Origin of the sequence: Micromonospora sp. NPDC049151, from assembly GCF_040648395.1 — a bacterium.
Classification (GTDB): domain Bacteria; phylum Actinomycetota; class Actinomycetes; order Mycobacteriales; family Micromonosporaceae; genus Micromonospora.
The window spans coordinates 180,296-192,948 of record NZ_JBEZDP010000003.1; the positions used below are offsets into that span (position 1 = coordinate 180,296).

The window sequence follows — 12,653 nt, forward strand, 5'->3', positions numbered from 1 at the left end:
GAAGGGCTACTTACCGGAACCGCGGGCGCGCTGCGCGGTCGCCTCGCCCCGCTGCTTGCGGCGCTGCCGCAGGCCCACGACGAGGAACAGTGCGGCGACCAGGAAGAACCCGGCCGAGGTGAGGATGTAACCCCACCGGTCCCGCCAGAAGTCGCTGCCGGCGTCCGGCAGCGGCGCGGCGGCGCTGGACGGCGCGGCGGTGGGCGCCGCGGCCGGTCCGGCCAGCCCGCGCTCGGCGGCGAGCAGCGGCAGGATCGTGGCGGCCCGGGTGACGGCCCAGCCCGGTTCGTCGAGGAACGTCTCCTCGTCCAGCCCGAAGCGGCGCAGCCCGGTTCGGATCTCGGTGAGGTCGGTGAACGTGATGCCGTCCGAACCCTCGATCCGGATGAGGACGTCGTCGTCCTCCCTCTCGCCCGTCATGGAGGAGTACCTGACCTCGGCGGTCACCTCGATCCAGCGCGTGCAGCCCGGCGCGCCGGGGGCCGGCATGCCGTCACCGTGGCTGGAGCCGACGCTCACGTCGTTCCACCCGTCGGACAGCCTCCAGCCGTAGCAGATGCCCTGGCTGTCGGTGGCCGCCTTGAGGATCGGCACGGTGCCGGAGCGCTCGTCGGCCGCCGGGGCGGGGACTGAGGTGTCCGAGTCGGGGCCGAAGACGCCGAGGAGGCAGATGGCGAGCACGCTCACCACCACGACCCAGAAGAACGCCTTCTTGCGCTTCTCCTTCACGTCCTCCGGTGTGGCAGCCCAGCCGTCGGCCGCTCCCGTGAACCGGCCCACCATCCTCCGGCGCTTCGCCTCCTTCTCGTCCGACGAGGCGGAGACGAACCATTCGTCCAGCATCTCCCCGGCCAAGGTCAACGCCGGGTTGCGCTTCTCCTTCTTCTCCCCCGAGGCGGCATTCCAGTCGTCCATCAGATGATCGCGGCGGCGATGATCGTGCCGGTGGCGAGGTGCACCGTCGCCGAGACCCACACCGCCGGATGCGGCTGCGGATCCACCAGCAACTCACCGAGCTTGCCCGGAGTCGCCGCGTCCAGCAGCACGAACGCCACCGCCATGATCACCAGACCGAGAATGCCGTACGCGCCCGCCCCGATCAGACCCAGCCGGAAATCATCGGCACTCGCCACGATCGCCGCCACCACGATCGTGCCCACCCCGACCAGGTTCGACGAAAGCAACACCGCCGCGTTGCGATTGCGCTCAACCCAGATCAACTCGTGAAGCTTGCCCGGCGTCGCCACGTCGACCAGGACATAACCGATGGCCATCAGAGCGATGCCGACCACGCCGTACGCGAGCGTGACCAGCAGATCGGTGAGGAGGTTCTCCACAGAAGACTCCAGGGGTGAGGGAATCGAAGAGGGCTACTTACCGGAACCGGGGCCGCCGCCCCGCACCGTGCTGCCTCGGCCCCAGCCCCAGCTGTTGCCGACGACGTTGTGGTAGCGGGGGTAGGCGGTGGTCATCTTCTCCAGCAGGATCACCGAGCCGACGGCGAGCGGGAGGATCACCACCGAGTCGTCGTCGTAGCGCAGGTAGACGCCGCTGCCGTCGACATACTGGTCGGCCGGCTTCCACTTGTCGGTGATCTGCTTGGACACCTGGCTCGGCGTCTTGTTCGAGGTGTACGCGATCGCGTTCGAGCCGATGTCCCGCCCGGAGGCGCGGGAGAAGTTGTCCTCCACGTAGCCCCGGGGCGAGAAGTTGCCGTAGAAGATCGTGAAGGCGGCGACGAGCGCGCCGATGACGGCGACCGCCATGCCCACCACGAACCACCGTCGGTACGTCACAGCTCCTCCACCACGGTCTCGGTCAGGACCAGCTCGTTCGTCTGGGGATAGACGTGCCAGGTGCGCCAGGCGAGCACGCCGTCCGGCGGCCGGGGCCGGACGGAGAGCGCGGTGACCGCGTCCTCGTCGCCGGGGAAGACCCCGATCAGCGCGTAGGGGTCGCCCGCGAGTTCGGCGCGCAGCGCCGCGACCCGGCTACGCAGGCCGTCGCCTTCGGGCCGGAGCACGGTGGCCATGAACCGGTAGCCGGCCGTTTCGTCGTGCAGCGCGTCCGGCAGGTGCGGCGGGCGGCCGGGCAGGCAGGCGACGGTCTCGGTGAGCCCGCCGAGCACCACCTGATGGGAGGCGCCGAGCAGGCGCAGCCGCAGCCGGGGCAGGCCGGGCAGGTCGAGGTCGCGTACGGCCAGCGCCGGCAGCTCCGGGCCGCCGAGGGCCAGGCTCAGGTCGGCGGCGCTGGTGTCGACGTAGGGCGCGTCCAGGCAGACGAGCACGTCAGCGCACCGTCTCCGGGCCGCCCTGCGGGTAGATCATCACCTCGGCGCGGCGCAGCTCCTCACCGAGGTTGACCTCCCAGCCGGCCTCCCCGTACGCCTCGAACGACAGCCGCGCCCCGCCGGGCGCCTGGTAGTCGTGGTAGCGCATGGTGCCGTGCGGATCGAGGCCGGTGCCCTCGGTCGCGGTGTACCGCGCCTGGCCGGACTCGTCCCAGTTGTAGCGGCGGCCGGACATCTCCAGCGTCGGGGCGCCCGGCGTCACGGTGGCCCCCGGCTCGCTGGTCCAGAGCACCAGCTCCAGGTCCGGGTCGGACTCGACGGAGAGCCAGCGCTTCACCCCGCCCGCGTCGTCGAGCAGGTGCTCCGCCCAGCTCCAGCCGCCCTCGACCAGGTGCACCGAGCCGCGCACGGTGTACGGCACCGTGCGGATCTCGACGATGTCGCCGGGCTTGAGCCCGCGCGGGTCGCCGCGCAGCGCGTCGGCGTCCCGGTCCCGGAACGGGTCCCCCGGCGCCGCCTTGGTCTTCGGGCCGGACGCGGACCGGGACTTCCGCACCGCGATCACGGCGATCACCACACCGGCCACCCCGACCAGGCACCCGAGCGTCGTCACCAGCCACGCCACTGAACCGTTCACAGCCGCCTCCCCAACGTGCTCGGCGGGAACGGTAACAACCGCACACACGCCTGCTGAAGTCCTGGACGCTGAGTATCCGCTCAGTTACCGGCGTGGCCGGCGAGCCGGTCGGCCGCGTACTCGCCCAGCGTGGCCCGGCCCATCAGACAGCCGGAGAAAGTGGTGAACTCGCCGTCGTGGTCGCGCAGCCGGATCCACGCCGCCCGCCCGGCGGCCGGATCGACCGCCTCCAGCAGCGTCGCCGCGTACGCCCGCCCGGCCGGCGACCCCTTGCGGAGCAACCTGTCGATCCGCTTGCGGGCCGCCTCCGGGTGCTCGCGCAGCCCCTGCTCCAGCCGCCGGTACGCCTCGGTCGCGGGCAGGACCTGCCCGGCCAGCCCCACCCCGCCGAAGGCGAGGGTGTCCGCGCCGTCGAGTTCCCGCGCCGCCTCGTCCAGTTCCCGCTCCCACGTCCCGCTCATACCCCACTATGTGCCCACCCCACCAACCCCTCCAACCACAAGGAAGGGCCCCCTGTTAACGCCTCCGGTAGAGGAAGGGTCCCTTCTTAACACCCACGACGAGCGCCACGCCCCACCGGACGGCGAAGGCCCGGCCTTGGGAGGGCCGGGCCTTCGCGGGTGGGACGGGTCAGGCGGCGGTGACCGCCAGGGACTCCTTGGAGTCGGACAGGTCGACGCGGACCGTGTCGCCGTCGCGGATGTCACCGGCCAGCAGCGCCTTGGCGAGCTGGTCGCCGATCGCCGACTGCACCAGCCGGCGCAGCGGGCGGGCGCCGTAGATCGGGTCGTACCCGTGCTCGGCCAGCCACGTCCGGGCGGCGTCGCTGATGTCCAGCGCCAACCGGCGGTCCGCAAGACGGGTTCGCATCCGGTCGAGCTGGATGTCCACGATCGACCGCAGGTCCTCGCCCTGGAGCGCGGCGAACACCACGATGTCGTCGAGCCGGTTGAGGAACTCCGGCTTGAAGTGCGACCGGACCACCGCCAGCACACCCTCCCGGCGCTCGTTCTCGGTCAGCGTCAGGTCGCTGATCACCGACGAGCCCAGGTTCGAGGTGAGGATCAGGATCGCGTTGCGGAAGTCCACCGTACGGCCCTGACCGTCGGTGAGCCGGCCGTCGTCGAGCACCTGGAGCAGCACGTCGAAGACGTCCGGGTGCGCCTTCTCCACCTCGTCGAGCAGGATCACCGAGTACGGGCGGCGGCGTACCGCCTCGGTGAGCTGGCCGCCCTCCTCGTAGCCGACGTATCCGGGCGGGGCACCGACCAGGCGGGCCACCGAGTGCTTCTCGCCGTACTCGCTCATGTCGATGCGGACCATGGCCCGCTCGTCGTCGAAGAGGAACTCGGCGAGTGCCTTTGCGAGCTCGGTCTTGCCGACGCCGGTCGGGCCGAGGAACAGGAAGCTGCCGGTCGGGCGGTCCGGGTCGGCGACGCCGGCCCGGGCGCGGCGTACCGCGTCGGAGACCGCGCCGACCGCCTCGGCCTGGCCGACCACGCGGGCGCGCAGCGACTCCTCCATCCGCAGCAGCTTGGCGGTCTCGCCTTCCAGCAGCCGCCCGGCGGGGATGCCGGTCCAGGAGGCGACCACGGCGGCGATGTCGTCCGCGCCGACCTCCTCCTTGAGCATCGCGCCGTCGGCCTGGAGCCGGGCCAGTTCCTCCTCGGCCTGCTTCAGCTCGGTCCGCAGCGCGGGGATCCGGCCGTACCGCAGCTCGGCGGCGCGTTCCAGTTCGCCGTCGCGCTCGGCCCGCTCGGCCTCGCCGCCGAGGCGTTCCAGTTCCTCCTTGGCGGTGGAGAGCTTGGTGATGTGGCTCTTCTCGGTCTGCCAGCGCTCGGACAGCGCGGTGAGCTGCTCGCGCTTGTCGGCCAGTTCCTTGCGCAGCCGCTCCAGGCGCTCGGCGGACGCGGCGTCCGGCTCCTTCGCCAGCGCCATCTCCTCGATCTCCAGGCGGCGTACCGCCCGCTCGATCTCGTCCACCTCGACCGGCCGCGAGTCGATCTCCATGCGCAGCCGGGACGCGGACTCGTCCACCAGGTCGATGGCCTTGTCCGGCAGGAACCGGTCGGTGATGTACCGGTCGGAGAGCGCTGCGGCGGCGACCAGCGCGGCGTCGGTGATCCGTACGCCGTGGTGCACCTCGTAGCGTTCCTTGAGCCCGCGCAGGATGCCGATGGTGTCCTCGATGGTCGGCTCGCCGACCAGCACCGGCTGAAAGCGCCGCTCCAGCGCGGGGTCCTTCTCGATGTGCTCGCGGTACTCGTCGAGCGTGGTGGCGCCGACCATCCGCAGCTCGCCGCGCGCCAGCATCGGCTTGAGCATGTTGCCGGCGTCCATCGAGCCCTCGCCCTTGCCGGCGCCGACCACCGTGTGCAGCTCGTCGAGGAACGTGATGACCTGGCCGTCGGAGTTCTTGATCTCCTCCAGCACGGACTTCAGCCGCTCCTCGAACTGCCCCCGGTAGGACGCGCCGGCGACCATCGCGCCGAGGTCGAGCGAGACCAGCTTCTTGTCCCGCAGCGACTCCGGCACGTCGCCGGCCACGATCCGCTGGGCCAGGCCCTCCACGATCGCGGTCTTGCCGACGCCCGGCTCGCCGATCAGCACCGGGTTGTTCTTGGTACGCCGGGACAGCACCTGGATCACCCGGCGGATCTCCGAGTCCCGGCCGATCACCGGGTCGATCTTGCCGTCGCGGGCGCTCGCGGTGAGGTCCACGCCGTACTTGGCCAGGGCCTGGTAGGTCTGCTCCGGGTCGGCGGTGGTGACCCGGCGGTCCCCGCCGCGCACGGTCGGGAACGCGGCGACCAGGTTCTCCTCGGTGGCGCCGGAGTTCTTCAGCGCGACCGAGACCGCGCCGCCGACCCGGGCCAGCCCGGCCAGGAGGTGCTCGGTGGAGGTGTACTCGTCGCCCAGCGGCCGGGCGATCTGCTCGGCGGCGCCGATGGCGTTGACGAACTCGCGGGCCAGCGTCGGCTCGGCGATGCTGGATCCGCGCGCGGCGGGCAGCGCGTCCACCGAACGCAGCGCGACGCGGCGCAGCTCGGCGGGGTCGGCACCGACGGCGCGCAGCAGGCCCGCGGCGGTCGAACCCTCGGTGTCCAGCAGTGACAGCAGCAGGTGCCAGGGCTCCACGGTGGCGTGACCGCGCTGGTTCGCCAGCGCGACGGCACCGGTGATGGCCTCGCGGCTCTTGGTGGTGAGACGTTCCGTGTTCATGGGCTCCCCCGGATCGGCGTGTCCACTGGACATGACACAACCAGAGTTGAGTCTATTCCGCTCAAGTCCACCCCTGTGACCTGAGTCACCGTCCGCCGGTCCGACCGGAGAGATCTTGGTACAAAAAGGCCCCTGGAGGGGCCGTTTCGTACCAAGATCTCAACGACGTGGAAGGCGCGCGAGGCAAGGGGTCTCGTGGTCGGCGCGCAGCACGCAACGCCGGCCGCCGTCCAGCTTGCGGTCGCAGAACACCCAATGGCGTACGGCCTGGTCGTCCTCGGCCGAGACGGTGATCCCGCCCATCTCCACCACCGCGAGGAACGCCAACGACCGCCCGGCCGTGCGACCGAGCATCTTCGCCCGGGCCAGGTCCGCCGCGCGCACCGGCAGATGGATCACGTACCGCCCGGTCACTGCCGCCCGGCCAGGTCGCGCATCGACGGAGCCTGACGGGACTGCCACTCGCGCAACGCACCCTTGATCCGGGCCGTCTCCTCCCGGCTCCGGGCGATTTCGGCGTACGCGGCGGCAAGGTCCCCCGCGACGCGGTCGAGGAACGCGGCGACCTCGGCGGGGTCCAACCCCCGACGGCATGTCGTGAAGCTGTGGCCCCGCACCTGCCAGGGCCGGAGCGGAAGGTACGACGTGGAGCGGTAGGCGCCGACCGGCGCGGAGTTGGGCGGACCGACGTTCCGCCGCCGCGAACGTATTCGCAGGAGATTACGCACGACACTGTCCCTTCTCGCCGAGGACCGGGGGTCGGGACGAGCCACGGGGATGCCCGCCCCGACCCTGGAAAGCTCCAGGTGCCATCCGGGAGCGTTCCTCAGCAACCTACAATCGGTACCAGTTGTAGGTCAACGACCGACCCACAATTGCTTGAGGTTGGAGGTGGGTGCGTGGTCGAATGGGCGTGCCATCCGGGGAGTGTGTATGCCCAAGCAGCAGTACCAAGTGCTCGCAGACGAGCTGAAGAGCAAGATCGATTCGGGAGAGTGGCCACCCGGCACCAAGCTGCCGAGCCGCGCCCAGCTGTGCAAGGAGTACGGCGTTTCGGACACGGTCGTCGGCAAGGCGATGATGATCCTCCGCGCGACCGGCCTCACCGAAACACTCGAGGGCGTCGGCGTGTTCGTGGCCGAGCGGGTCTAGACGAGCCGTATCGACCGATCTTTAGTTCGGCCCCGGGATCGGCGCGTGCGCCGCAGCGGTAGCCTCACCGGCGTGCGAGTACGTGTCGAACAGACCGCCCTGCCCGGGATCGGCGTACGTCATGATCTGATGACGGAGTCCGGCCGCCGGCTCGGCGTGGTCTCCCATCGCAATGGCCGTCGCGACCTGGTCCTCTACGACCCGGACGATCCCGACTCCTGCCAACATGACATACCGCTGACCGACGACGAGGCGGAGGCGCTCGCCGACATCCTCGGCGCGTCGCTGATGCTGGGTCAGCTCTCCGGGCTGCGCGAGCAGGCCGCCGGGCTGCTGACCGAACAGGTCGCCATCCCGGCGGGCTCGAAGTACGTCGGCAGGCGGCTCGCGGACACCAAGGCACGCACCCGGACCAGCGCGTCCATCGTGGCCGTGCTGCGTCAGGGCGCCGTGAACGTCTCGCCCGAACCCACCTTCCGGTTCGAAGCCGGCGACGTGATCGTCGTGGTCGGTACCCGTCAGGGCCTCGACGGCGTGACCGCGATCCTCGCCGAGACCGATCCGGACGGCTGACGCGTATGCACGAAACCACAATCCTGCTCATCGAAGTCGGCGCGCTGCTGCTCCTGCTCGGCCTGCTCGGCCGCCTGAGCCGCCGCGTCGGCGTCTCGCCCATCCCGCTGTACCTGCTCGCCGGCCTGGCGTTCGGGCACGGCGGCCTGCTGCCGCTCAACGCCAGCGAGGAGTTCTTCGCCGTCGGCGCGGAGATCGGCGTGATCCTGCTGCTGGTCATGCTCGGTCTGGAGTACAGCGCCAACGAGCTGGTGGGCAACCTCCGCTCGGCCGCGCCGGCCGGGGTGATCGACGCGGTGTTCAACGCGCTGCCCGGTTTCGCCTTCGCGCTCCTGCTCGGCTGGGGCTGGGTGGCGGCCGTGGTGCTGGCGGGCGTGACCTGGGTGTCGTCGTCCGGCGTGATCGCCAAGGTGCTCGGCGACCTGGGCCGGGTCGGTAACCGGGAGACCCCGGTGATCCTCTCCGTCCTGGTGATCGAGGACCTGGCGATGGCCCTCTATCTGCCGCTGGTCACCGCGCTGCTCGCCGGGGTCGGCCTGATGAAGGGCGGCATCGCGCTCGCCATCGCGGTGTTCACCGTCGTCGTGGTGCTGGCCGTGGCGATCCGGTACGGCCACCTGATCTCCGCCGCGCTCTCCGCGAAGGATCCGGAGGCGCTGCTGCTCGGGGTGCTCGGCCTGACCCTGCTCGTCGCCGGCGTCGCGGCCAAGCTCCAGGTGTCGGCGGCGGTCGGCGCGTTCCTGGTGGGCATCGCACTGTCCGGGCCGGTGGCGCACCACGCCACCGAACTGCTCTCCCCGCTGCGCGATCTGTTCGCCGCGGTCTTCTTCGTGTTCTTCGGGCTGGTCACCAACCCGCTGGACATGCCTCCGGTGCTGCTGCCCGCGCTGCTGCTCGCAGTGGTGACCATGGCGACGAAGGTGGCCACCGGCTACCTGGCCGCCCGCCGGGTCGGGATCGCCGAGCCCGGACGCTGGCGGGCCGGGCTGGCGCTGACCCCGCGCGGCGAGTTCTCGATCGTCATCGCCGGACTGGCCGTCGCGGCCGTCTACCCGGTGGAGCCGAAGCTCGCCGCACTCGCCACCGCGTACGTGTTGATCACGGTGGTGACCGGGCCGCTGCTCGCCCGGCTGCCCGACACCCGGTGGTTCAAGCAGTGGCTGCGCACCCGCGCCGCAGCCGTACGGCCACCCGCGCCGCTACCCCTGGGCTCCGGCGACTGACCCCGGTGCCGGGCCGGATCAGCCGCAGGGCAGATCCGGCCCGGCGTTGTCAAATTGATCCCGGGAAGGTCTACCACTGCTCCGTCCAACCGCGTTAACGTTTCGGCCCAGCAGCCAGGGTCCGCGGGTGGCCTGCGCCCCCCGCCAGCGCAAGCGGAAGGTCGGCCGGTGAGCGTGCAGGAAGGTACGTTCCGCGGCTTCGCCAACCCCGTCGATCCCTCGCCCACCGAACTGCGGGCGTGGGCTTATCAACCGGACTCGGTGCCGCTGACCTCGATGCCGCCGGACTGGGACCTGCTGGTCGCCGGTGACCACCTGGTGCAGACGCTGTTCGACCTGGCGATGGACCAGAGCTGCCCGGCCCGGCGGTTCGCCCTGCACTGCCTCTACATCTATGCCGCCGACGGCATCCGGACGAACTTCCGCGCCCACCCGAAGCGCCGGTTCCGCAAGCTGGTCGAGCAGGCCGAGAAGTCCGGCGACGACCTGATGCGCAACTGGGCGCACAACAGCCGGGTGCTGCTGGCCCGACCGGATCTCTTCGTCTACCGGGACTGGTGCGAGGGCGGCCTGGTCCGCGAGAACCGCCGCCTCTGACCCTCGCCGCCGGATACGAACGGGCCGCGATCCCCCGGATACGAACGGGCCGGGATCCCCCGTGGATCCCGGCCCGCACGTCGGCGGATCGTCAGGTCGATCCGCCCTGCTTACGGCGCCGCTCGTCGTCCCGCGCCCGGTCCACGCCGTGGTCCGTCTGGTCGGCGAAGCGCCCTTCCTTGACCTTGTCGCTGAAGCGTCCCTCGGTGACCCGGTCGAACCGCTCGCGGACGTTCTCGGCCACCTTCTCCAGCCGTTCTTCCGCGCGCTCGGCCACCTTCTTCGCCGGTTCCGTCATGACTCCCCCCGCCAGTCCGGAGTCCGCTTTGAGGCTTTTACCCCTGCGGAAAGCGTAGTGGACCCCACCCTGCCGCACCCCGGTTTCCGCCGACCGGCCCGCGCACGACGAAGGCCGGCGCGGCCCCGGGGGAGCGGGGCGCGCCGGCCTTCCGGTACGAGGAGGTCAGCGGTCGGGAGCGCGGCGTGGACGCCAGACGACGAGCGCTGTGGACGTGCGGTTTGTGGGCACGAGGTCACCGCGGGGGAAGCCGCCGAGCGACTCCAGCTCGGCGATCCGCCGGTACGCGGCGTCCAGCTCCGCCTCCAGCCGGGCCACCCGCTGCTGCGCCTCTTCGAGCAGCCGCTCCAACCCGATGATCCGCTTGACCCCGGCCAGGTTGATCCCGTCGTCCTGGCTGAGCCGCTGCACCTCGCGGAGCAGCACCACGTCCCGGACGCTGTACCGGCGACCGCCGCCGGACGCCCGGCCGGCCTGCACCAAGCCCAGCCGGTCGTACTGGCGCAGCGTCTGGGGGTGCATCCCCGCCATCCGCGCGGCTACCGAGATCATCAAGACCTTGGCCTCGTAGGCCGGGTCACCCGAGCCGACGTACTCCTCCGACATGCCCGCTCACCTCCGCTGCCGCCGTCAACTGAATCGACGTACCCGCGCCTCGAGATGTTCCCGCGCGGCGGGCGGGGTCTGCGCCGCGAAGGTCTCCAGCGCCGCCCGCGCCTCGTCCGAGACCTTCGCCGGGACCACCACGTCGAGCGTGACCAGCAGGTCACCGGCGCGGCCGTCCTTGCGTACGACGCCCTTGCCGCGGGCGCGCAGCACCCGCCCGCTGGGCGTACCCGGTGGCACCCGCAGGGTCACCGTCCCGTCCAGGGTCGGTACGCGCAGGTCCGTGCCGAGAACCGCCTCGGCGTACGTGATCGGGACGTTCAGGGTCAGGTCATCCCCGGTACGCCCGAACAGCTCGTCCGGACGGACCTTCACCTGCACGAACAGGTCACCGGCCGGACCGCCCCGCTCGCCGGGCTCGCCCCGGCCGGCCAGCCGGATCCGCTGCCCGTCGGCCACCCCGGCGGGGAAGCGCACGGTCAGCGTGCGGGTCTTGGTGACCCCGCCGGTGCCGTGGCACTCCGGGCACTTCTCCTCGACGATCGTGCCGACGCCCTGGCAGTTGCGGCACGGCTCGGAGAAGCTGAACGACCCCTGGTTGCGGGTGGTCACCCCGGCGCCGTGGCAGACCGGGCAGGCCACCGGCTGGGTGCCGGGCTTGGCGCCGTTGCCGTGGCAGGTTTCGCAGACCCCGGGGGCGCGCAGCGTCAGCGGCAGCGTGACGCCGTTCACCGCGTCGGTGAAGTCGAGCGCCACCTCGGCCTCGACGTCGCGGCCACGGGCCGGGCCGCGCGGACGCGCCGGGCCACCGCCCCCGCCGCCACCGGAGAAGATCGTGCTGAACAGGTCGGTGAAACCGCCGCCGCTGAACCGGCTGTCGCCGCCGCCGGCGCCGCCGCCGAACAGGTCGGAGACGTCGAACGGCATGCCGCCCGGCTGGCCCCCGCCGCGGGCGCTGCGCCGGAACGCGCCGGAGCCGAACAGCGAGCGCATCTCGTCGTACTCGCGGCGCTTCTTCTCGTCACCGAGCACCGCGTACGCCTCGGAGACGGTCTTGAACCGCTCCTCGGCCCCGCTGTCGCCGGGGTTGTGGTCCGGGTGCGACTCCCGGGCCAACTTGCGGTACGCCTTCTTGATCTCGTCCGAGGAGGCGGACTTGTCCACGCCCAACGCGGCGTAGTAGTCCTTCTCGATCCAGTCCTTGGAACTCACCGGTCCACCCCCTTCCACGGGTCGAATCCCGGTCGTCCCGCCCGCCCGGTGCGGGCGGGCGGGACGTCACGGGTCGGCACTACTCCGGGTCCGCGACCGCGACCATGGCGGGCCGCAGCAGCCGCTCGCCGAGCTGGTAACCCCGGCGCATGACCTGTACGCAGGTCGGCTCGGTCACGTCGGCGGAGGTCTGGTGCGCCACCGCCTCGTGCCGGGTCGGGTCGAACGGGTCACCCTTCTCGCCGAACGCGGTCAGGCCGAACTTGGCGAGCGCACCGGTGAGCTGCTCGGCCACGCTGCCGAACGGGCCCACCAGGTCGCCGTGCTCGCGGGCCCGGTCCAGGTCGTCGAGGATCGGCAGCAGCGCGGTCAGCACCGCCCCGGTGGCCTGCTCCTGCACCAGGTTGCGGTCCCGGTCGACCCGCTTGCGGTAGTTGGCGTACTCCGCCGTCACCCGCTGGAGGTCGCGGGTGCGCTCCTCCAGGTCGGTGCGCAGCGACTCCAGCTCGGCGCCGAGTGGCGCGTCCGTGCCGGTCCCGCCGTTCGGCTCGGCGGGCGAGTCGACCACTGCCGGACCGCTGACCTCGGCCTCGCCGCCGATCTCGTCGACCACGACCTCGGCCTCCTCGACCAGCCCTTCGGCGGGCGCGTCGGCGGCCGCGTCGGCCGCCGAGGCGTCGTTCGCCGACTGCTCGGTCGCCTTGCCGAGCTTGCGCTTGTCGCGGATGACGACCCGGGGTTCGTCGCCGGTGTCCTTGCCGGCGCCCGGCGCCGACCCGGTGGCACCCGGGTCGGCCGCTCGTGGCTTGTCCGTCATGCGGTTACCTCATCCCTCTGCCGTGC

Annotated in this window: 17 protein-coding genes; 4 read left to right on the top strand and 13 right to left on the bottom strand. The window is 71.6% G+C overall.

Annotated elements, in window-relative coordinates:
• Positions 1 to 6 precede the first annotated feature (6 nt).
• The 9 genes from AB0B20_RS05860 to AB0B20_RS05900 form a co-directional block, all read right to left on the bottom strand.
• Complete coding sequence (locus AB0B20_RS05860) at positions 7 to 915, bottom strand: hypothetical protein (protein WP_357385196.1); 909 nt, start codon at positions 913 to 915, stop codon at positions 7 to 9.
• Complete coding sequence (locus AB0B20_RS05865) at positions 915 to 1,337, bottom strand: DUF350 domain-containing protein (protein WP_357468466.1); 423 nt, start codon at positions 1,335 to 1,337, stop codon at positions 915 to 917. Before AB0B20_RS05865 ends, AB0B20_RS05860 begins: the two co-directional genes overlap by 1 nt.
• A gap of 33 nt (positions 1,338 to 1,370) precedes the next feature.
• Entirely contained in the window at positions 1,371 to 1,796 is a 426-nt protein-coding gene (locus tag AB0B20_RS05870) for a DUF4247 domain-containing protein (protein ID WP_357468470.1), read from the bottom strand.
• Positions 1,793 to 2,287: a DUF2617 family protein gene (locus tag AB0B20_RS05875; protein WP_357385200.1), complete on the bottom strand. Its 495-nt coding sequence runs from the start codon at positions 2,285 to 2,287 to the stop codon at positions 1,793 to 1,795. Before AB0B20_RS05875 ends, AB0B20_RS05870 begins: the two co-directional genes overlap by 4 nt.
• Before the next feature lies 1 nt (position 2,288).
• Entirely contained in the window at positions 2,289 to 2,927 is a 639-nt protein-coding gene (locus tag AB0B20_RS05880) for a DUF4178 domain-containing protein (protein ID WP_357468473.1), read from the bottom strand.
• Between the two features lie 80 nt (positions 2,928 to 3,007).
• Positions 3,008 to 3,388 (bottom strand): hypothetical protein, encoded by a 381-nt coding sequence (locus tag AB0B20_RS05885; protein ID WP_357468476.1) that lies wholly within the window; start codon positions 3,386 to 3,388, stop codon positions 3,008 to 3,010.
• A 169-nt stretch (positions 3,389 to 3,557) separates the two neighbouring features.
• Positions 3,558 to 6,149 carry an ATP-dependent chaperone ClpB gene (gene clpB / locus AB0B20_RS05890; protein WP_357385206.1) on the bottom strand — a complete coding sequence of 864 codons (2,592 nt, stop codon included), beginning with the start codon at positions 6,147 to 6,149 and terminating at the stop codon, positions 3,558 to 3,560.
• Positions 6,150 to 6,308: 159 nt separating this feature from the next.
• Positions 6,309 to 6,563 carry a hypothetical protein gene (locus AB0B20_RS05895; RefSeq protein ID WP_357385208.1) on the bottom strand — a complete coding sequence of 85 codons (255 nt, stop codon included), beginning with the start codon at positions 6,561 to 6,563 and terminating at the stop codon, positions 6,309 to 6,311.
• Positions 6,560 to 6,865 (bottom strand): DivIVA domain-containing protein, encoded by a 306-nt coding sequence (locus tag AB0B20_RS05900; protein ID WP_357385330.1) that lies wholly within the window; start codon positions 6,863 to 6,865, stop codon positions 6,560 to 6,562. Before AB0B20_RS05900 ends, AB0B20_RS05895 begins: the two co-directional genes overlap by 4 nt.
• A gap of 217 nt (positions 6,866 to 7,082) precedes the next feature.
• On the opposite strand from AB0B20_RS05900, the gene AB0B20_RS05905 reads away from it, so the two are divergent.
• The 4 genes from AB0B20_RS05905 to AB0B20_RS05920 all read left to right on the top strand — a co-directional run bounded on the left by AB0B20_RS05905 (position 7,083) and on the right by AB0B20_RS05920 (position 9,694).
• The gene (locus tag AB0B20_RS05905) at positions 7,083 to 7,301 is read left to right on the top strand and encodes a winged helix-turn-helix domain-containing protein (RefSeq protein WP_357385210.1); all 219 of its coding nucleotides are present in this window, start codon (positions 7,083 to 7,085) and stop codon (positions 7,299 to 7,301) included.
• A 72-nt stretch (positions 7,302 to 7,373) separates the two neighbouring features.
• A complete protein-coding gene (locus AB0B20_RS05910; protein ID WP_357385212.1) occupies positions 7,374 to 7,874 on the top strand; it encodes a cation:proton antiporter regulatory subunit in 501 nt (166 codons plus the stop codon).
• 5 nt (positions 7,875 to 7,879) lie between these two features.
• Complete coding sequence (locus AB0B20_RS05915; RefSeq protein ID WP_357385214.1) at positions 7,880 to 9,097, top strand: cation:proton antiporter; 1,218 nt, start codon at positions 7,880 to 7,882, stop codon at positions 9,095 to 9,097.
• 168 nt (positions 9,098 to 9,265) lie between these two features.
• Positions 9,266 to 9,694, top strand: a complete 429-nt coding sequence (locus tag AB0B20_RS05920; protein ID WP_357385216.1) for a hypothetical protein — start codon at positions 9,266 to 9,268, stop codon at positions 9,692 to 9,694.
• A gap of 91 nt (positions 9,695 to 9,785) precedes the next feature.
• On the opposite strand, the gene AB0B20_RS05925 is transcribed toward AB0B20_RS05920, so the two are convergent.
• The 4 genes from AB0B20_RS05925 to grpE all read right to left on the bottom strand — a co-directional run bounded on the left by AB0B20_RS05925 (position 9,786) and on the right by grpE (position 12,627).
• A complete protein-coding gene (locus tag AB0B20_RS05925; protein ID WP_018785523.1) occupies positions 9,786 to 9,992 on the bottom strand; it encodes a hypothetical protein in 207 nt (68 codons plus the stop codon).
• A gap of 165 nt (positions 9,993 to 10,157) precedes the next feature.
• On the bottom strand, positions 10,158 to 10,598 hold the full coding sequence (locus tag AB0B20_RS05930; protein ID WP_120572381.1) for a MerR family transcriptional regulator: 441 nt from the start codon (positions 10,596 to 10,598) through the stop codon (positions 10,158 to 10,160).
• Between the two features lie 24 nt (positions 10,599 to 10,622).
• Positions 10,623 to 11,810 (bottom strand): molecular chaperone DnaJ, encoded by a 1,188-nt coding sequence (dnaJ, locus tag AB0B20_RS05935; protein WP_357385219.1) that lies wholly within the window; start codon positions 11,808 to 11,810, stop codon positions 10,623 to 10,625.
• A 79-nt stretch (positions 11,811 to 11,889) separates the two neighbouring features.
• A complete protein-coding gene (gene grpE / locus AB0B20_RS05940) occupies positions 11,890 to 12,627 on the bottom strand; it encodes a nucleotide exchange factor GrpE (RefSeq protein ID WP_357385221.1) in 738 nt (245 codons plus the stop codon).
• Positions 12,628 to 12,653 lie beyond the last annotated feature (26 nt).

Coding starts and splice junctions, on each gene's coding strand:
- AB0B20_RS05930 (WP_120572381.1), bottom strand. CDS start 10,598: ATGTCGGAGGAGTACGTCGGCTCGGGTGACCCGGCCTACGAGGCCAAG.
- AB0B20_RS05915 (WP_357385214.1), top strand. CDS start 7,880: ATGCACGAAACCACAATCCTGCTCATCGAAGTCGGCGCGCTGCTGCTC.
- AB0B20_RS05905 (WP_357385210.1), top strand. CDS start 7,083: ATGCCCAAGCAGCAGTACCAAGTGCTCGCAGACGAGCTGAAGAGCAAG.
- clpB (WP_357385206.1), bottom strand. CDS start 6,149: ATGAACACGGAACGTCTCACCACCAAGAGCCGCGAGGCCATCACCGGT.
- AB0B20_RS05885 (WP_357468476.1), bottom strand. CDS start 3,388: ATGAGCGGGACGTGGGAGCGGGAACTGGACGAGGCGGCGCGGGAACTC.
- grpE (WP_357385221.1), bottom strand. CDS start 12,627: ATGACGGACAAGCCACGAGCGGCCGACCCGGGTGCCACCGGGTCGGCG.
- AB0B20_RS05860 (WP_357385196.1), bottom strand. CDS start 915: ATGGACGACTGGAATGCCGCCTCGGGGGAGAAGAAGGAGAAGCGCAAC.
- AB0B20_RS05925 (WP_018785523.1), bottom strand. CDS start 9,992: ATGACGGAACCGGCGAAGAAGGTGGCCGAGCGCGCGGAAGAACGGCTG.